Origin of the sequence: Zemynaea arenosa (assembly GCF_004614185.1) — a bacterium.
Classification (GTDB): domain Bacteria; phylum Pseudomonadota; class Gammaproteobacteria; order Burkholderiales; family Burkholderiaceae_D; genus Telluria; species Telluria arenosa.
In genome coordinates, this window is record NZ_SPVF01000207.1 from 1 (window position 1) to 17,697 (window position 17,697).

Sequence of the window (17,697 nt, forward strand, 5' to 3'; positions counted from 1 at the left end):
ACCACCAGCTGTGCCACCTGCGCCAGTGCCCTGCGGCGCAGCGCTGGTGGTATTGCCAGTCCACGGCACGGCCTTCACCGGCGCGCCCTGCATCATCATCATTTTCTGGAAGCCGTCGACCACCACGCGCTCGCCCTCATTGAGGCCGGACAGCACGACCCAGCTGGTACCTTGCTGCTGGCCGACCTTGATCGGGCGCGGCACCGGCTTGTTGTCGGCGCCGACGACGAACACGGAGTCGCCCTTGTCGCTACGGGTCACGGCCTGCTGCGGCACCAGGATGGCGCCCGGCAGGTCGGCCTGCGACAGGCGCACGCGCACGTACTGGCCCGGCAGCAGCAGGCCGCCCGGGTTCTGCACCTCGGCGCGCAGCAGCACCTGGCCGGAGGTCGGGTCCACGCTCACGTCGGAGAACAGCAGCTTGCCCTTGTTGGGCAGGGCGGTGCCGTCATCCAGCAGCACGGTCACCGGAATCGATTGCGCGGTCTTGAGCTGCAGGCCCGCGGCACGGCGCAGCTGCTGCAGCTCGGTCGCGGACTGGGTCACGTTGACGTACACGCTGTCCAGCTGCTGGATGGTGGCCAGCTGGGTCGACTCAGTGGCCGAGACCAGCGCCCCCTCGGTCACCAGCGCGCGGCCGATGCGGCCGGAGATCGGCGCGGTCACGGTGGTGTAGCCCGTGTTGATCTGGGCGGTGCGCACGGCGGCCTTGCCCGCGGCGACATCGGCCTCCGCCTGCTTGGCGGTGGCGACGACATTGGTGTATTCCTGCTTGCTGACTGCGTTGGCCTCGACCAGCGGCTTGTAGCGCTCGGCCTGGGTGGACGCCTGGGTCAGGTTGGCCTGGGCGCGGGCCAGCTGGGCCTGGGCGCTCTGCAGCGCGGCTTCATACGGCGCCGGGTCGATGCGGAACAGGGGCTGGCCCGCTTTCACTTCCGAGCCTTCCGTGAACAGGCGCTTGAGCACCACGCCGTTGACGCGGGCACGCACCTGGGCGGTGCGGATGGCGTCCACGCGGCCCGGCAATTCGGTCTGCAGCGCGACGGTGGTCTTGTGGGTGGTGATCACGCCGACTTCGGGCGCCGGCATCTGGCCGCCCGGGCCGCCGGCACCGGCGCCAGCGTCTTTCTTGCCGCAGGCGGACAGCAGGGCTGCCGCCATCAGCGTCGCGGCCGCAATCCGCGTGAGGTTGGTCTGAGGAGAGAGGATGGGGCGCATTGTTGTTGGCATCCTTATGCTGAAGAGGAATTCTTGTATTTACCGGGCAACACCAGCACGCAGAGGGTGGAACGGGACTGGCGCTATGGGGAACCGCAATATACTATCACGAGTGTATGTAAAAGTTTTTTGGGCCCACAATTTCCACCTTCAGCTTTTCTAAAGGCGTACAGATTCCCGATGGTCAGACGAACCAAGGAAGAAGCGGCGGCAACGCGCGAGGGCATCCTCGACGCGGCGGGGCTGTTGTTTGAGCAGCAGGGGGTATCGGGAACGACCTTGCAGCATATCGCAACGGCCGCGGGCGTGACGCGCGGTGCGATCTACTGGCACTTCCATGACAAGAGCGCGCTGTTCGACGCGCTGATGGAACGCGCCAAGATGCCGCTGGAATCGGCCATGCAGATCCTCGACGCGAAGGAAGCCGAGGACCCGCTCGGCGATTTGCGCGAGTGCCTGATGTGCGTATTCCGCCTGACGGCGCGCGACGAAAACACGCGGCGGGTGTTCGAGATCGCGACCCACAAGCTGGAGCTGGTGGGGGAGATGAGTGCCATCAGCGACCGCATTCTCGACAGCCACGGGCGCTTCATGGAGCGCGCCGAGAGCCGCATCCGGATGGCGATGCGGCGCGGCCTGGCGCGGCCAGGCACCTCGCCGCGCGCGGTGGCGATGGGCTTGTGGTCGGCCATGGACGGCCTGCTGCGCATCTGGCTCCTCGACCCCTCCGCCTTCAACCTGGAGCGCATGGGTGCCCAGGTCATCGCCGCCCAGCTGGACTGTCTGGCGCCTGCCTGATGTGCTTTGCGGAGAAAGCGGGTATGGGAGCTGCCTGCCGCGGGAGATGCGGCAGGCGTTGCCTGTAGCAGGCGGGGAGGGATCAGCGCATCTGGCTGATGATTTGCTTCAGCTTGGCCGAGTCGGCGCAGAAGGCGCGGATGCCTTCGGCGAGTTTTTCGGTGGCCATCGCGTCTTCGTTGAGCATGAAGCGGAAGGTCTTTTCGTCGATCGACATTTTCTCGATCGGCGCGCCGGTCGAGCCGGTGCCCAGTTTCTGCTCGACCGGACCCTGGGTGTCGGCCAGCTTCTGCAGCAGGTCCGGCGAAATGGTGAGCAGGTCGCAGCCCGCCAGTTCCAGGATCTGCGAGGTGTTGCGGAAGGACGCGCCCATCACCTCGGTCTTGTAGCCGAACTTGCGGTAGTAGTTGTAGATGCGCTTGACCGACTGCACGCCCGGATCCTCGGCGCCCGTGTACTCCATGTTGGTGGTCTTCTTGTACCAGTCATGGATGCGGCCGACGAACGGGGAAATCAGCTGCACGCCCGCTTCGGCGCAGGCAATCGCCTGCGGCAGCGAGAACAGGAGCGTCAGGTTGCAGTGGATGCCTTCCTTCTCCAGCTGCTCGGCGGCGCGAATGCCCTCCCAGGTCGAGGCGATCTTGATCAGCACGCGCTCGCGCGAGATGCCATTGGCCTCGTACAGCATGATCAGGTCGCGGCCTTTTTCGATGTTGGCCTGGGTGTCGAAGGACAGCTTGGCGTCGATCTCGGTGGAGACGCGGCCCGGAATGATTTTCAGGATCTCGAGGCCGAAGGCCACCAGCAGGAAGTCGATGACTTCGGAGGTGGACGCATTCGGGTGGTCCTTGACGACCTTCTGCAGCAGCGGCAGGTATTCCGGCTTCTGCACCGCCTTCAGGATCAGCGACGGGTTGGTGGTCGCGTCCTGCGGGGCATAGGCCTGGATCGACTGGAAGTCGCCGGTGTCGGCAACGACGGTGGTGAATTTCTTCAGCTGTTCAAGTTGATTCATTGTGCGTGATGCTTGTTAGCTTGTTATGGCAGAGTCGGCTCTTTTCCGAGGGTACATTGTAACCCGGCGGTTACGCGAAATCTGTGGCTTCCAGGAACACGGCGACCAGCTGTTCCAGGCCGCGCTGGTCTTCTTCCGTGAAGCGCTCCAAAGAGGGGCTGTCGATATCGAACACGCCCAGCACGCGGCCGTCCTTGATCAAAGGGAGCACGATTTCGGAGTTGGAGGCGGAGTCGCAGGCGATGTGGCCGGGGAACTCATGCACATTCTTCACCAGCACGGTGCGGCGCTCGGCGGCGGCGGTGCCGCACACGCCGCGCCCGAACGGGATGCGGGCGCAGGCGACCTTGCCCTGGAAGGGACCCACCAGCAGCTCTTCTTTCGCGCCGTCGCGCGACGGGCGGGTCAGGTAGAAGCCAGCCCAGTTCAGGTCCGCCACAGTGTCGTAGATGAAGGCTGCGAACTGGGAGGCGTTGGCGACCAGGTCGCGCTCACCTTCGAGGATGCTGGCGACCTGCTTGGCGAGCAGGGGATAGTCCGGGCGCAGGGCGGCGGTGGGTGTGGTGTGCATGATGGAGCGGGCAGGGAAGCAGATCGAAAGACATCGATTCTAGCCCATCGGCGTGGGCCGCGCCGGCGCGGCCACACGGCGCCGTGGCGCGGCAGCGTGCCGCGCGGGACGTCAGCTGATGAACGAGTCGAACTGCAGGTCGAACTCCTGCAGCGCCTTCTGCGCCTGCTGCATCTTGCGCCGGAACTCGGGTCCGCGCTGCAGCGCCAGGCCGACGGCCAGCACGTCGATCACGACGAGATAGGCCAGGCGCGCCGAAATCGGCGTGTACGGGTCGATGTTGAATACGAGATCAATCGGGATCAGCACCGACGCGCTGTCCGCCAGCGGCGTACCCGAAGGCGCGAGCACGATCACCTCCGCCCCGTTGCGCCGCGCCAGCTTGGCCGAGCGCACCAGCGCCGGATTGTTCCCGCGCTGCGAGATCGCGACCACCGCATCGCCCTCGGTCAGCAGCGAGGCCGAAATCGCGTGGATAGCCGGATCGGCGTAAGCGACCGTCGGCACGCCCGAGCGGAAGAACTTGTGCTGCGCATCCGCCGCCACGATGCCGGAGGTGCCCTGGCCGTAGAACTCGATCTTGTTCGCGCGCGACAGGATATCGAGCGCGCGCTGGATCGGCTCCGCTTTCAGGTTGTTGCGCAGGTCCAGCAGGGTATTGATGGAGCGCGAGCAGATCTTGTTGACGAGGTCCGACGCCAGGTCGTCCTGGGTCGGATTGTCGTTGAGCCCCGGCAGCTCAAGCGCCAGCCCCTGCGCCAGCTTGAGCTTGAACTCATGCCAGCCGTCGTAGCCGAGCGTGCGGCAGAAGCGCACCACGGTCGGCTCGGACACCTGGGCCGCCTTCGCGAGCGCGGTGATGTTCTGGCGGACGATGGCGCCAGGCGCCTCCAGCACCGCCAGCGCGACCTTCTTCTCGGATTTGGAGAGCGAGTCGAGCTGGGTGCGGATGGAATCGAGGAGCACGATGCGCGCTCGCCGTCAGTCTTCGGGCAGCGCTTCTTCGCGCCACTGCAGGCCATCGCGGCCAATGAGCGCGGAGGAGGCGGCCGGCCCCCAGGTGCCGGACGTGTAGGGGATCGGCTGGCTGTCGTCCGCGTCCCACGACTGCAGGATCGGCTCCACCCATTCCCACGCCGCTTCCAGCTCGTCGCCGCGCATGAAGAGGGTGAGCTGGCCGCGCAGCACATCGAGCAGCAGGCGCTCGTAGGCGTCCATGCGCGGGGTCTTGAACTGTTCGTTGAAGTCCAGTTCCAGCTCGGCGGGCTTGAGGCGCATGCCGTCGCCCGGCGTCTTGGCCATCAGGTTCATCTTCAGGCCTTCGTCCGGCTGCAGGCGGATCACGAGACTGTTCGGCTGGAAGCTGCTGGTCGGCTGGTTGAAGATCGAATGCGGGATCGGCTTGAAGCGCACCACGATCTCCGCCAGCCGGTCCGCCATGCGCTTGCCGGTGCGCAGATAGAACGGCACGCCGGCCCAGCGCCAGGTGTCGATTTCCGCCTTCATGGCAACGAAGGTCTCGGTGCGCGAATATTCCGGTGCATCCGGCTCGTCGCGGTAGCTCGGCACGGCCTGGCCGTCCACGTGGCCCGCGCGGTACTGGCCGCGCACGATGTTCTGCGCCAGCGTGGTCGGCGTGAAGCGCTTCAGCGAGCGCAGGACCTGCAGCTTGGCGTCGCGCACGGCGTCCGGCGCGATCGAGGTGGGCGGCTCCATGGCCACGATACAGAGCAGCTGCAGCAGGTGGTTCTGCAGCATGTCGCGCAGCGCTCCCGAGGTGTCGTAGTAGCCCATGCGGTTGCCCACGCCGATCTTCTCGGCGATGGTGATCTGCACGTCGCTGATCCATTCGCGGCGCCAGAGCGGCTCGAACAGGATGTTCCCGAAGCGCAGCGCCAGCAGGTTCTGCACCGTCTCCTTGCCGAGGTAGTGGTCGATCCGGTAGATCTGCGATTCGGCGAACACCTTGCCGACTTCCTTGTTGATCTGGCGCGCCGATTCGAGATCGCGGCCGAGCGGCTTTTCCAGCACCACGCGCGAATTCGGCGTGGCCAGGCCCACTTCGGCCAGGTTGTCGCAGATCTGCGCGAACAGGTGCGGCGGGGTGGCCAGGTAGTACACCAGCGTGACGTTCGGGTCGTGGCGCAGGCAGTCGTACAAGGCTTTGTAGGTCGAGACGTCGGTGGCGTTCAGCGGCACGTAGACCACGCGCTTCTTGAAGGCCTCCCAGGATTTGGCCTCGAACTTCTTGATGTGCGGCCGGGAGTTCTGCTCGACGGTGGCGAGGAATTCTTCCTGCGACCACTCATGGCGTCCCACGCAGATCACGCGGGCGGACGGCGGCAGGTCTTTGGCGACATCGCGCGCATACATCGCGGGCAGCAATTTGCGCATCGAAAGGTCGCCGCTGCCGCCGAACAGAACCAGGTCGAAATCTTGAAGAGCCATAGTGGTGTGATCGCTTTCGGGAGTGAGAACTGTACTTGAAAATTTACTACAGAATTGGCCGGTAAATCAAGTAAATTTACTACGTAAGCGAGTACAACCGCTTACAAATTGGCAAGTTTGGGGAGGGCAACTCGGCTATAGTGGGTGGCTGCGGCGATGTCATTCCGACCACATCGCGGCGTCCACGACCCATTCGACAAGAGACCATCCTATGAAACTTCTTCCATTCGTTGCACTGTTCGCCGCCCACGCCGCCGGAGCCACCGGCCTGGACGACATGAAAGCTGCGCTGGCCGGGCTGCAAGGCCAGGGCACGCTGCGGGGCACCTACGAGGCGCGCCAGGTGGAGACCGACCTGGACGCCAAGGCCAAGGGGCCGGAAACCACCAGCGTGGCCGTGGCCGTCGAGGACGACGCCGGCGCGGTGGCGCTGCGCTGGGACAAGGCCCTGCTCAAGCGCGCCGCCGACGAAGCCGCCAAGCGGCCCAAGCCCAACAACGCCTTGCTCATGCTCATCAACTCGACGTCCGGCGCCAAGGTGGCGGCCGCGGTCAATTATGCGCCGAAGCTGTTGCAGACTGTCGCACATTCCCAGCTGGTATCGGAAAAGGCCGACACCTACCAGGGCAAGCCGGCCCGCCTGCTGCTGCTTGCGATCACGCCGGCGGCCGAGGAGAATTCCAAGGTCAACATGAAGGAGAACACGCATACCGCTCAGGTGTGGATCGGGGCGGACGGGCTGCCGCTGGCGGCGACGGTGACGCACAAGATCAAGGCGAGCTTCATGGTGTTCATCTCGTTCGAGGACCAGAGCCGGGAGGAGCTGGTGTTCAATGTGGCGGCCAACCGGCTGGTGGTGGTCAAGCGGGAGGAGCAGGGCGCGCGCAAGGGGGCGGGGAACGATAGCTCTTACCGCAATACGTACACGTTCACCACCAAGGCCTGATCGACTCCTCGGTCCGCCCTCCGGGGCGCGGAGCAAACACCGGGGTCGGTCCCCATGCGGGGACAGACCCCTTCGCCGGTCTTGTAGCGGGGGCCGGGCTCAATGTTTGTACGCGGGCTCCTGGCGGCCGGCGACGTCCACGCGGGTGCACAGGACCTTGCCGGTCAGCGGGTACTGCGCCTTCTCGTCATCGGAGCGATTGTGGCTGGCGCTGGTGATGAAGAGGGTGTGCAGGTCCGGCCCGCCGAAGGCCACCGCGGTCGGACACTTCACCGGCACTGGCAGCTCGCGGATGATCTCGCCGGACGGGGACAGGCGCAGAATGCGCGCGCCTTCGAACATCGCCACCCAGTAGCAGCCTTCGCTGTCCACCGCCGCGCCGTCCGGCCGCCCGCCGTAGTCGGCGGCCTTCTTGTCGGCGGTGAAGGTCTGCAGCCGCCGCGCGTGCGAATGGATGCCGGTGCCCACGTCGTAGTCGTAGCTGTCGATGCGGTGGCTGGTGGTGTCGGCGTGGTACATGATCTTGCCGTCCGGGCTCCAGCCCAGGCCATTCGAGACGGTCATCCCGCCTTCCCACGCCCGCCGCAGCTTGCCGTGCTCGAACACGTACATGTCCGCCAGCGGCGTGTGGCGCGGCTCGAACAGGGTGCCGATCCAGAACCGGCCCGCCGGGTCCACGCGGCCGTCGTTGAAGCGCATGGTCGATTGATCGAACGGCGAGGCCACGAGGTCCGTCAGCGTGCCGTCCGTGGTGTTGAGGTGCGCGATCCCGTGGCGCATGGCGACGATCAGGCCATTGTCGGCGTCAATCGCGATGGCCGAGGGCTCGCTCGGCATCGGCCACTTCGAATACTTGCCGCTGGCCGGGTGCAGCCGGTGCACCGCCTTGCCGTCGATGTCGACCCAGTACAGGGCCGATTCCACCGCGTGCCAGGTCGGGCATTCGCCGACCTGCATCGGCTCATCGTGGACGGCCTCGAACTTCTGCTCTTTCATCTTGGTCCCCCCCCCTGCCTTACACCGCGGCCTTGGCGCGCGCGATCAGGCCATTGGTGGAGCTGTCGTGCGCCTGCGGCTGCGCAGCGCCGGACAGCTCCGCTTCGATCTTCTTGGCCAGCACCTTGCCCAGCTCCACGCCCCACTGGTCAAAGCTGTTGACGTTCCAGAGCACGCCCTGCACGAACGTCTTGTGCTCGTACAGCGCCACCAGGGCGCCCAGCGCGGCCGGGGTCAGGTACTCGACCAGGATCGTGTTGCTGGGGATATTGCCGGGGAAGGTCTTGTGCGGCACCAGGCGCTCGATCTCGTCCTCGCTCAGGTTCTGCGCCTTGAGGTCCGCGCGCACTTCGTCCGGCGTCTTCCCTTTCATGAAGGCTTCCGACTGCGCGAAGCAGTTGGCCAGCAGCGCCGTGTGGTGGTTCTGGTATTCGTGCGAGGGGCGCAGCGCGGCGATGAAGTCGATCGGCGTCACGTCCGTGCCCTGGTGCAGGAGTTGGAAGTAGGCGTGCTGACCGTTGGTACCAACGTCGCCCCAGATTACGGGGCAGGTGGGCGTATCGACCGGCGCACCGGACTTGGTGACGCGCTTGCCGTTCGATTCCATGTCCAGCTGCTGCAGGTAGGCCGGGAAGCGGTTCAGGTCCTGGTGGTAGGGCGCGATGGAGACCGAGGTGCACCCCAGGAACTGGCGGTTCCAGAAGCCGATCATGGCCAGCAGCACCGGCAGGTTCTGCTCCAGCGGCGCGCTGCGGAAGTGCTCATCGAGCGCGTGCGCACCCGCGAGGAAATCGCTGAAGTAGCCGTAGCCCACGCACAGCGCAACCGGCAGGCCGATCGCCGACCACACCGAGTAGCGGCCGCCCACCCAGTCCCAGAACGGGAACATGTTGGCCGGGTCGATGCCGAACTGCTTGATCGCGTCCACGTTGGTGGAGACGGCGACGAAGTGCTTCGCGAGGGCGTCTTCCGGCGCGTGCTGCAGGAACCACTTGCGCGCCGTCCCCGCGTTCATCATGGTCTCGGCGGTGGTGAAGGTCTTGGAGGCGATGATGAAGAGCGTCGTTTCCGGGTTCACCTTCGCCAGCGTGGCGTCGATGTCATGCCCGTCCACGTTGGAGACGAAGTGCATGGTCAGGCGCGGGTGCGCATACTGGCGCAGCGCGAGGCACACCATCTTGGGGCCGAGGTCCGAACCGCCGATGCCGATGTTGACCACGTCCGTGATCGGCTTTCCGCTGTGGCCCAGCCACGCGCCACTGCGCACCGCGTCGCTGAAGGTGCGGATGCGGTCCAGCACTCCATGCACGTCGGCCGTCACGTCCTGCCCATCGACCGTGATCTGCTTGTCGCGCGGGGCGCGCAGGGCGGTGTGCAGCACCGCGCGGTTCTCGGTGTTGTTGATGCGCGCGCCGAGGAACATCGCGTCCCGCACCGGCTCCACGCCACGCTCGCGCGCAAGGTTCATCAGCAGTTCAAGCGTGCGCCCGTCGATGCGGTTTTTTGAATAGTCTAGGAACAGGCCGGCCGCCTCCAGCGACATGCGGCTGAACCGCTGCGCGTCCGCGGCGAACAGCTCGCGCATGGTGAAGCGGCGCGCGTCGGAAGCGTGCGATTCCAGGGCCTGGAAGGCCGCGGTGGTAGTGAGGGCGCTTTGGTGCATGATGTGGGATCGAAGAAGGGGTATTGTCGGTTCGCTCATCATACAGGAAAACGGCGTAAATTCACTACACCACAACGGCATGCACTGAGACGCCGCCGCGCCAGAGTGAGCGCGACGGTTTTGTGAGAATCTGGCCGCAACGGCCGGCGGGGCGGCAATTACACCTGGCCGTTCACTTCTGTAGTAAAATTTCAGAATCCAATCCAGAAGAAGGAGCCCCCGATGGCGGTTCATCCAGTTGTCCAGCGTGTCACCGACCGAATCATCAAGCGCAGCCGCGCCTCGCGCGCCGCCTACCTGGCCCATCTCGACGCCGCCCGCCTGCAGGGCGTGCAGCGCGGCGCCCTGTCGTGTACCAACCTGGCGCACGGCTTCGCGGCCTTCCCCGCCAACGACAAGCTGGTGCTGCGCGAGCAGCGCCGCCCGTCGGTGGCGATCGTCTCGGCCTACAACGACATGCTCTCGGCACACCAGCCGTTCGAGTACTTCCCCAAAGTGATCAAGGAAGCCGCGCGCGAAGTGGACGCGGTGGCGCAGTTCGCGGGCGGCACGCCGGCCATGTGCGACGGCGTGACGCAGGGGCAGCCGGGCATGGAACTGTCGCTGTTCTCGCGCGACACCATCGCGATGGCGACCGCCGTGGCGCTGTCCCACAACATGTTCGATGCGAGCCTGTACCTGGGCATCTGCGACAAGATCGTGCCGGGCCTCCTGATCGGCGCCCTGCATTTCGGCCACCTGCCGGCGGTGTTCGTGCCGGGCGGGCCGATGACCACCGGGATCCCGAATAAGGAAAAGGCGCGCATCCGCCAGCTGTACGCGCAGGGCAAGGCCACGCGCGAGGAGCTGCTGGAGTGCGAGTCGGCGTCCTACCACGGCGCGGGCACCTGCACCTTCTACGGCACCGCCAACTCCAACCAGATGCTCATGGAGATCATGGGCCTGCACCTGCCCTCGGCCGCGTTCATCGTGCCGGGCACGCCGCTGCGCGACGCGCTCACCCGCGCCGCGACGCACCAGGCGGTGAAGATCTCGCAGCAGGGGGAGCAGTACATCCCGGTTGGGCACATTGTCGACGAGAAGTCGATCGTCAACGCCATCGTGGCGCTGCTGGCGACCGGCGGCTCGACCAATCACACGCTGCACCTGCCGGCCATCGCGCGCTCAGCGGGCATCATCATCGACTGGGACGATTTCAACGAACTGTCGGACGTGGTGCCGCTGCTGACCCGCATCTATCCGAACGGCGATGCAGACGTGAACCACTTCCAGGCCGCCGGCGGCCCGGCCTTCGTGATCCGCGAGCTGCTCGATGCAGGGCTGGCGCATGAGGACGTGCTGACCGTGATGGGCCGCGGCCTGCGCGCCCATACCCGCGAGCCGTTCCTGGACGACGCGGGCAACGTGGTCTGGCGCGACCTGCCGGTGCAGTCGGGCGACGAAGCGGTGCTGCGCCCGGCCTCCAACCCCTTCGCCAAGGATGGCGGCATGATCCTCGTGCAGGGCAACCTGGGGCGCGCGATCATGAAGGTCTCGGCGGTCAAGCCCGAACACCAGCAGGTGGAAGCACCGGCGCTGTGCTTCGACTCGCAGGAAGACTTCATGCACGCCTACAAGGCCGGGCAGCTGGACCGCGACTTCGTGGCGGTGATCCGCTTCCAGGGGCCGCGGGCCAACGGCATGCCGGAGCTGCACGCCCTGACCCCGGCCCTGGCCAACCTGCAGGACGCGGGCCGCAAGGTGGCGCTGGTGACCGATGGCCGCATGTCTGGTGCGTCGGGCAAGGTGCCGGCGGCCATCCACGTGTCGCCGGAGATCCTCGCGGGTGGTCCGCTGGGCCTCGTGCGCGATGGCGACATCATTCGCCTCGACGCGGCCACCGGCTCGCTGGAGGCGCTGGTGCCGTCCGACGTCTGGCACGCCCGCAAGCATGCCACCGCGGACCTGACCAAGTCCCACATCGGCATGGGGCGCGAGCTGTTCAAGGTATTCCGCGATGCCGTGACCGAGGCGGAGCAGGGCGCGACCGTGGTGCCGCTGCCGTCGCCGATCGATACCACCGTGGGACTGCACGAGGGCGTGGACACGGGGGACACGATGCCGGGCTCCGATGAAGACTTCCTCGTCAAAACCAATAAATAAGCCAACCAGTGAGCGTACCCAGATTATGAGCTTGAACCAAACGAGTACTCAGAACATGTCCCTCCTCGAGATCATGAAGTCGGCCAAGGTGATCCCCGTGATCGCCATCGACGATCCGGACCACGCGGTGCCGCTGGCGCAGGCGCTGGTGGCGGGCGGCATCCGCGTGCTGGAGGTGACGCTGCGCACCGCGCACGGCCTGGGTGCGATCAAGGCCATGGCCCAGGTGCCGGGCGCGATCGTCGGCGTGGGCACGCTCACGCAGCCGGAGGAGTTCGCGGCCGCGCGCGATGCGGGCGCGGTGTTCGGCGTCTCGCCGGGCCTGACCCCGGCGCTGATCGAGGCGCAGAAGAAGAGCGGCCTGGCGCTGCTGCCGGGGACCATGACTCCGTCCGAGATCATGCTGGCGCGCGAGGCGGGCTACAAGCAGCTCAAGCTGTTCCCGGCGGTGCCGGCGGGCGGCATCGGCATGCTCAATGCGATCGCCGGCCCGCTGCCGGACGTGACCTTCTGCCCGACCGGCGGCATCTCGATCGAGACCGCGCCCAAGTTCCTGGCCTGCAAAAACGTGGCCTGCGTGGGCGGCTCCTGGCTCACGCCGAAGGAAGCCATGCGCACCGGGAACTGGGAGCACATCACCGAACTGGCCCGCGCCGCGGCCGCCCTCACCGCCGAATAAACCCAACCCCTCGCTTGGGGGGAGACAGGCGCCGCCGCTCCGCTCAGTGCGGGGGGCGGCGCCTTTGCTTTTGCGCCTGGCGGATTGCCCAAAAGCCCTCAACCACGGGCGTTATGAGAAGCGTGCACGTCCCGGTCCGGCGCTTTTTGCTTCATGGTCGAGTCAGCTTGTCGTCAGCCTATTACAATTTTCGGACGGATTCCGACAGACCGCCCTGCTAGCATGTTTCCTTGTGGTAACTATGCATCATCACTAAGGAAAACGTGCTCATGAAAAACAATCTGAAGAAAATCGCGGCCCTGTCCGCACTGGCGTGCGCGGTGGCGTCGCCGTGGAGCGTGCTGGCCCAGACCCCGGGAACGGACCCGGGAAGCCAATCCAAATGGGTCGGCGGCTACTACGGCGGCTACTTCTGGGACAACCCCGACTACCAGAAACCGGAGCATGTGGACATGACCGCCATGACCCACTTCGTGTTCGCGCGCATTGGCCCCGGTGCGGGACAGAACGGCGGCAATCCCGGCGACGTGATCCCGGGCGCGGGCAGCGCCCACACCGAGCGCAAGATGGGGCCGGGCGCGCCGTACGGCATGACGGTCGAGGAGTACCTGATTGCACGCGCCCACCATGCCGGCACCAAGGCCATCATCATGCTGGGCGGGGAGGGCGACAACGCCGGCTTCCATAATTCGTCGGTGGATGCGGTGCGTCCCAAGTTCGTCAAGAACCTGGTCGACTACATGGTCGCGCATGACTACGACGGCATCGACGTGGACTGGGAGGGCATCGACAGCGAGGACACCGAGAACCAGGTGCTGCTGGAGAAGCTGATCGCCGACCTGCGCAAGGAAGCCAATGCGCGCCCGCGCTACGCCGAAAAGGGCGTGATCATTACCTTCCCGGGCGGCTCGCTGAACACCAACTACCAGAAGGTGTCCGCGCATGACATCAAGGTTGCCAGCCTGGTGGACCAGTACAACATCATGAGCTACGCCGCGGGCTGGATCGGCACGGGCTGGGACAGCATGCACTACAACGCGCTGACCGGGCATCATGGCCGCGAGCCGCTCTCGATCGCGAGCACCCTCCAGATGTACGTGGACGCGGGCATTCCGCGCTCAAAGCTGGGGATGGGCATCGGCTTCTACGGCTTCAACTACAAGCCGCCGTTCACCGCACCGGGGCAGCCGACCGACAACTACGACTACAACTCGGGCATCCTGTCGATGAACGACGTGCAGTGGAACTACACGGTGCTCAACAAGTACGGCTACCTGTCGAACGGCGTGTACGGCTGGGACGAAGCGACCAAGACCTCCTACCGCTCCTACCCGGGCGGCTACACCCCCGCCAACCGGGCGGGCTTCAGCTCGGGCTATATCGCCTATGAAGACCAGCGCTCGATCCAGGCCAAGGGTGACTGGGCCCATTCCACGCAGGCCGGCGAAGGCGCCGCGGGCGCGGTGATCTGGCTGGTCAACTACGGGACGACCGATGGCGTGAACAACCCGCTGCTCACGGCCGTCAAGAAAGGCTTCCTCGATCCGAACGCGGTGGAGCCGGGGCCGAACCCGAATCCGCTGCCGCCGGCCACGCCGCCGGTCATCACGCCGGACCTGAAGATCACCGCCGACTGGGGCACCGGCTACTGCGCGGACCTGACGGTCAAAAACACCGATACGCGCGGCGGCATCTGGGAGTACGTGAACGAGAACTTCACCGACACCATGACTTCGTTCTGGAGCGGCACCAAGACGCTGGAAGGCACCAAGCTGACGGTCAAGGGCAATGGCTGGAACAGCATCATCCTCCCGGGTGAGACGGCGCAGGTGGGCTGGTGCGCGACCCGCGCGGCCAAGCCGCCCACCGACACCCCGCCGCCTCCGCCGCCGGGCACGGTGTCGCTGTCGGCCAAGCTGTCGATCACGGCTGACTGGGGCACGGGCTACTGCGGCTCGATCGCGGTGACCAACAGCGGCACCGGCAAGGCGCTGAAGTGGGCGGTGGATGTGCCCAACGTAGCTGGCAACATCACCGGCTTCTGGAACGGCAAGTACACGATGAATGGCACCACCATGCATCTGTCCGGCCCGGACTGGAACCCGGATCTGGCCGCGGGCGCCACCAACAGCGACGCCGGTTTCTGCGCCACCCGCTGATCGTCCCCGCCTGACCGCAAGCCCCGCCATCCGCAAGGAGGCGGGGCTTTATTGTGTCCCGTCTGCGCGGGCTTACGCTTTGCCGGGCTCCTCGAAGAACTCGCTGGCCATGCGGGCCAGGTCGTTCATGGCGCCGCCGGCCGCGAGGTGCTTGCGCAGCCACTGGGCCTGGCCGCCATCCTGCATTAGCCGTTCGAGCACGGCGCAGGCGGTGCCGAAGCCGGGGTCGCGCGAGCGGCGCGCAAGGCGCTCCAGGTCGGCGCGCACCGCCTGCGCGATCGGCATCGACGTGCCGGTGTCCGGATCGATCCAGCTGCCCTCGACCCCGTCGCGCGCGGCGTTGAAGCGGTTCCAGATGTACAGCTCGCGGCTGGTGTTGGTGGGCCAGCGCTGCGGCTGGTCCGCGAACTCCAGGCACAGCTCGCGCGCGTAGCACGCCAGCGCGGCCGCGTAGACCGGCTTGAGCGGCGTATCGAGCACCCGCAGCTCGATGGTGCCGTACTCCGGCTTGGGCCGCACGTCCCAGTAGAAGTCCTTGATGCTCTTGACGATGCCGTACTGCGCCAGCTGGTCGAAATGGTCGCGGAAGTCCTGCCAGCTGCGCACCTCGGCAGGCAGGATGCCGCTCATCGGGAAGGCGCCCACCACATTGCTGCGCGAGCTGCAGAAGCCCGAAACCTCGCCCTGCCAGCAGGGCGAATTGGCCGACAGCGCGATGAACAGCGGCGCGCGCTGGGTCAGCAGGGCGCACAGGCGGATCGCTTCGTCCGCGCTGCCCGCGCCGACGTGCACGTGCATGCCGAACACGGTGAACAGCTTGGCCAGGTAGCCGAACTTGCGCTCCGAGGCAAAGTAGCGTTCCTTGGGGTAGATGCGCTGCTCGCTCCATTTCTGGAACGGGTGCGCGCCGCCGCCGGAAATCGAGGCGCCTACCTCGAACGCCGCGCGGCTGACGGTGGCGCGGATGTGTTCCAGCTGGTCCGCCGCCTCGTCGTAGGACGACAGGATCGAGGTGGCCACCTCCAGCATCGAGGTGGTGATCTCGGGCGTGTGCACCCACGGCTTGTCCTGCGCATCGAGCAGGCGCAGGATGTCCGGCGCGGCCGGGAACAGGTCGAAGGTCAGCCGGTCGAGCACCATCAGTTCCAGCTCGATGCCCATGGTGCCGACCGTGGAGTCCTTGAAGTCCGGCAGGAAGGCCGCGCCTTCGCCCGAGACCGCCTGCGCCTGCAGGGCTTCCAGCGACCGATTGCTGGGGTCGCGCATGTGGCTGGTGGTCATGGGGTTCCTCCGCGATAGGTTTCGCCGGCCAGGCGCAGGCCGAGCCAGGTCAGCCCCGGCGCGACCAGCACGTTCAGGGCCAGCAGGGCGGACATCAGCGCCGTCGAGGCCTGGTCCAGCCCGGTGTAGGCGTTGAGTGTGTTGTCCACCACCAGCCCGCCGTAGCTGACCAGCGAGCACATGGACAGCGCCATCGCATGTTTCTTGCGCTCGTCCCAGGCGGTGGCGGTGGCCAGCGCGAGCCGGGTGGCGACGATGCGGACCGCGACCACGGCCAGCGCCGCCAGCACCACCCAGCCATGCAGCAGCTGCTGCAGGTCCACCAGCGCCGCCGAGATCAGGAACAGCAGCACGTAGCCGATGTCCTGGGCGGTCTTGAGCTGGGCCTGGAACACGTTGTCGCGCTTCTCGGCATTGCGCAGCAGCACGCCCATCAGCAGCAGCGAGAGCAGGGCGCTGGCGGCGGTGACGGAACACAGGCCGAGGTCGATGAGCAGCGCCGCCAGCAGCAGGCCAGGGCGCATGGTGGCCGGCACCTTGCACAGCCGGGTGGCCAACGCGTACAGCCCGTAGCTGACCAGCGCGATGAGCACGCCCAGCAGCAGCTTGCCGCCCTGGCGCATCAGTTCCGCGCCGAAGCCGGTGTCGGCGTCGATGCCATGGCTGCGGGTCCAGGCCAGGGTCACGCCCAGCGCCAGCAGGGCGACCAGGTTGCTCACACCGACCATGTTGGCGGTGGCGAACGTGCTGGTGCCGCTGGCGTTTTCGTCGGCGACCATGGAGGTCAGGATCACCGGGTTCACCGCGATCAGGATCGAGCCGATGAAGATGGCGGCGCCCCACGGCACGCCGCACAGGACCAGCACGGCGGTCGCGGCTCCGCCGCGCGCGACCGTGCCCAGCAGCAGGCTGCGCCCCTGGCGTCCGCTGCGCAGCAGCCAGGCCAGGTCCATCTTGCGCCCGACCTCGAACAGCACCAGCGCAGCCGCGCCATTGGCCAGTTCCTGGAACTGGGTCAGCAGGGCTTCGTCGATCAGGCCGGCGCCGCTGGCGCCCAGCACCAGGCCGGCGATCACCGCGCCGTACAGCTTGGGAATCTGGAAGCGCTGCAACGTCAATCCAATGACCAGGGCCAGCATCAAGGCCGCGCCCAGCACGGCCAGCGGCGAGAGCAGCCACAGCGGAGCGGTCAGTTCTTCATTCATGGCGCGCCTCCCAGGCATGGGCGACGGCGGTCAGCTCCTGCTGGACCAGGACGGCCACCTGCTTGACGCTGGCTGGGTCGCGCAGCGTCTCGCGGCCCAGCGCGGTGACGATGCGGGCGCGCACCATGGTGGCGCCTTCACGCATGGGCATCCACAGCTGGCCCTTGACCTCGGCGCCTTCGCGCCACACCGCGATGAACTTGGCGCCGCTGCGGGTACCCGGCTGCGCGGGCGCGAGCAGGGTGAAGTTCTGCAGCCAATCCGCTTCGGGATAGCGGCGCGCCAGTTGGACTTGCATGGCCGAGCGCTGCTCCAGGCGAGCATCGTCGCGCGAGTATGGCAGGTGCAGCTGGGCCGGGCCGATGCCGGAGGTCTGCATCGCGAGGCAGGTACCCTGGCTGACCCAGCGCCAGGTGGTGCCGTCGAGCATGCGCGGCTTGCCGCCGGACGCATCCAGCCAGGCCTGCTGCAGGTTGCTGGTCGGCGCGGCGGCGCCAGGGCTGCCTCCGTTCAGGCTGGCGGCGGCCTTGACCACGTCGTCCCAGTGGCGGGCCTGCCAGGCGCGCGTGTCCGCCT

At 66.7% G+C, this 17,697-nt stretch carries 15 protein-coding genes; 5 read left to right on the plus strand and 10 right to left on the minus strand.

The window, feature by feature from the left end; genetic code table 11:
• Positions 1–1,218 (minus strand): efflux RND transporter periplasmic adaptor subunit (locus E4L96_RS16045; RefSeq protein ID WP_229414542.1); only part of this gene is annotated, 1,218 nt, incomplete at its 3' end.
• A 180-nt stretch (positions 1,219–1,398) separates the two neighbouring features.
• Between E4L96_RS16045 and E4L96_RS16050 the strand changes: the two genes are divergently transcribed.
• Complete coding sequence (locus E4L96_RS16050) at positions 1,399–2,016, plus strand: TetR family transcriptional regulator (protein ID WP_135208225.1); 618 nt, start codon at positions 1,399–1,401, stop codon at positions 2,014–2,016.
• An 82-nt stretch (positions 2,017–2,098) separates the two neighbouring features.
• Here the strand turns inward: E4L96_RS16050 and tal are convergent, their stop codons facing one another.
• The 4 genes from tal to zwf all read right to left on the minus strand — a co-directional run bounded on the left by tal (position 2,099) and on the right by zwf (position 6,050).
• Positions 2,099–3,031 (minus strand): transaldolase, encoded by a 933-nt coding sequence (gene tal / locus E4L96_RS16055; RefSeq protein ID WP_135208226.1) that lies wholly within the window; start codon positions 3,029–3,031, stop codon positions 2,099–2,101.
• Positions 3,032–3,101: 70 nt separating this feature from the next.
• Entirely contained in the window at positions 3,102–3,602 is a 501-nt protein-coding gene (msrC, locus tag E4L96_RS16060; RefSeq protein WP_135208227.1) for a free L-methionine (R)-S-oxide reductase MsrC, read from the minus strand.
• A gap of 111 nt (positions 3,603–3,713) precedes the next feature.
• The gene (locus tag E4L96_RS16065) at positions 3,714–4,568 is read right to left on the minus strand and encodes an SIS domain-containing protein (RefSeq protein ID WP_135208228.1); all 855 of its coding nucleotides are present in this window, start codon (positions 4,566–4,568) and stop codon (positions 3,714–3,716) included.
• A 15-nt stretch (positions 4,569–4,583) separates the two neighbouring features.
• A complete protein-coding gene (gene zwf / locus E4L96_RS16070) occupies positions 4,584–6,050 on the minus strand; it encodes a glucose-6-phosphate dehydrogenase (protein ID WP_135208229.1) in 1,467 nt (488 codons plus the stop codon).
• Between the two features lie 211 nt (positions 6,051–6,261).
• On the opposite strand from zwf, the gene E4L96_RS16075 reads away from it, so the two are divergent.
• On the plus strand, positions 6,262–6,996 hold the full coding sequence (locus tag E4L96_RS16075; RefSeq protein WP_135208230.1) for a hypothetical protein: 735 nt from the start codon (positions 6,262–6,264) through the stop codon (positions 6,994–6,996).
• Between the two features lie 99 nt (positions 6,997–7,095).
• On the opposite strand, the gene E4L96_RS16080 is transcribed toward E4L96_RS16075, so the two are convergent.
• Positions 7,096–7,992, minus strand: a complete 897-nt coding sequence (locus tag E4L96_RS16080) for an SMP-30/gluconolactonase/LRE family protein (protein WP_229414544.1) — start codon at positions 7,990–7,992, stop codon at positions 7,096–7,098.
• A 19-nt stretch (positions 7,993–8,011) separates the two neighbouring features.
• Positions 8,012–9,655 carry a glucose-6-phosphate isomerase gene (gene pgi / locus E4L96_RS16085; protein ID WP_135208231.1) on the minus strand — a complete coding sequence of 548 codons (1,644 nt, stop codon included), beginning with the start codon at positions 9,653–9,655 and terminating at the stop codon, positions 8,012–8,014.
• Positions 9,656–9,877: 222 nt separating this feature from the next.
• Between pgi and edd the strand changes: the two genes are divergently transcribed.
• The 3 genes from edd to E4L96_RS16100 all read left to right on the plus strand — a co-directional run bounded on the left by edd (position 9,878) and on the right by E4L96_RS16100 (position 14,635).
• Positions 9,878–11,797: a phosphogluconate dehydratase gene (gene edd / locus E4L96_RS16090; RefSeq protein WP_135208232.1), complete on the plus strand. Its 1,920-nt coding sequence runs from the start codon at positions 9,878–9,880 to the stop codon at positions 11,795–11,797.
• Positions 11,798–11,852: 55 nt separating this feature from the next.
• Positions 11,853–12,476 carry a bifunctional 4-hydroxy-2-oxoglutarate aldolase/2-dehydro-3-deoxy-phosphogluconate aldolase gene (gene eda / locus E4L96_RS16095; RefSeq protein WP_135208233.1) on the plus strand — a complete coding sequence of 208 codons (624 nt, stop codon included), beginning with the start codon at positions 11,853–11,855 and terminating at the stop codon, positions 12,474–12,476.
• A 269-nt stretch (positions 12,477–12,745) separates the two neighbouring features.
• Positions 12,746–14,635: a glycosyl hydrolase family 18 protein gene (locus E4L96_RS16100; protein ID WP_135208234.1), complete on the plus strand. Its 1,890-nt coding sequence runs from the start codon at positions 12,746–12,748 to the stop codon at positions 14,633–14,635.
• Positions 14,636–14,707: 72 nt separating this feature from the next.
• Here E4L96_RS16100 and E4L96_RS16105 read toward each other — a convergent pair whose 3' ends face one another.
• The 3 genes from E4L96_RS16105 to E4L96_RS23785 form a co-directional block, all read right to left on the minus strand.
• Positions 14,708–15,916, minus strand: a complete 1,209-nt coding sequence (locus tag E4L96_RS16105; protein WP_229414546.1) for a YbdK family carboxylate-amine ligase — start codon at positions 15,914–15,916, stop codon at positions 14,708–14,710.
• Entirely contained in the window at positions 15,913–17,121 is a 1,209-nt protein-coding gene (locus E4L96_RS16110; RefSeq protein WP_135208235.1) for a cation:proton antiporter domain-containing protein, read from the minus strand. The genes E4L96_RS16105 and E4L96_RS16110 overlap by 4 nt, the downstream gene beginning before the upstream one ends.
• The coding region (locus tag E4L96_RS23785) for a hypothetical protein (protein ID WP_167758713.1) at positions 17,114–17,697 on the minus strand (584 nt) is incomplete at its 5' end. The genes E4L96_RS16110 and E4L96_RS23785, both read right to left, overlap by 8 nt.

Coding starts and splice junctions, on each gene's coding strand:
- E4L96_RS16050 (WP_135208225.1), top strand. CDS start 1,399: ATGGTCAGACGAACCAAGGAAGAAGCGGCGGCAACGCGCGAGGGCATC.
- tal (WP_135208226.1), bottom strand. CDS start 3,031: ATGAATCAACTTGAACAGCTGAAGAAATTCACCACCGTCGTTGCCGAC.
- msrC (WP_135208227.1), bottom strand. CDS start 3,602: ATGCACACCACACCCACCGCCGCCCTGCGCCCGGACTATCCCCTGCTC.
- zwf (WP_135208229.1), bottom strand. CDS start 6,050: ATGGCTCTTCAAGATTTCGACCTGGTTCTGTTCGGCGGCAGCGGCGAC.
- E4L96_RS16075 (WP_135208230.1), top strand. CDS start 6,262: ATGAAACTTCTTCCATTCGTTGCACTGTTCGCCGCCCACGCCGCCGGA.
- E4L96_RS16080 (WP_229414544.1), bottom strand. CDS start 7,992: ATGAAAGAGCAGAAGTTCGAGGCCGTCCACGATGAGCCGATGCAGGTC.
- pgi (WP_135208231.1), bottom strand. CDS start 9,655: ATGCACCAAAGCGCCCTCACTACCACCGCGGCCTTCCAGGCCCTGGAA.
- edd (WP_135208232.1), top strand. CDS start 9,878: ATGGCGGTTCATCCAGTTGTCCAGCGTGTCACCGACCGAATCATCAAG.
- eda (WP_135208233.1), top strand. CDS start 11,853: ATGTCCCTCCTCGAGATCATGAAGTCGGCCAAGGTGATCCCCGTGATC.
- E4L96_RS16100 (WP_135208234.1), top strand. CDS start 12,746: ATGAAAAACAATCTGAAGAAAATCGCGGCCCTGTCCGCACTGGCGTGC.
- E4L96_RS16105 (WP_229414546.1), bottom strand. CDS start 15,916: ATGACCACCAGCCACATGCGCGACCCCAGCAATCGGTCGCTGGAAGCC.
- E4L96_RS16110 (WP_135208235.1), bottom strand. CDS start 17,121: ATGAATGAAGAACTGACCGCTCCGCTGTGGCTGCTCTCGCCGCTGGCC.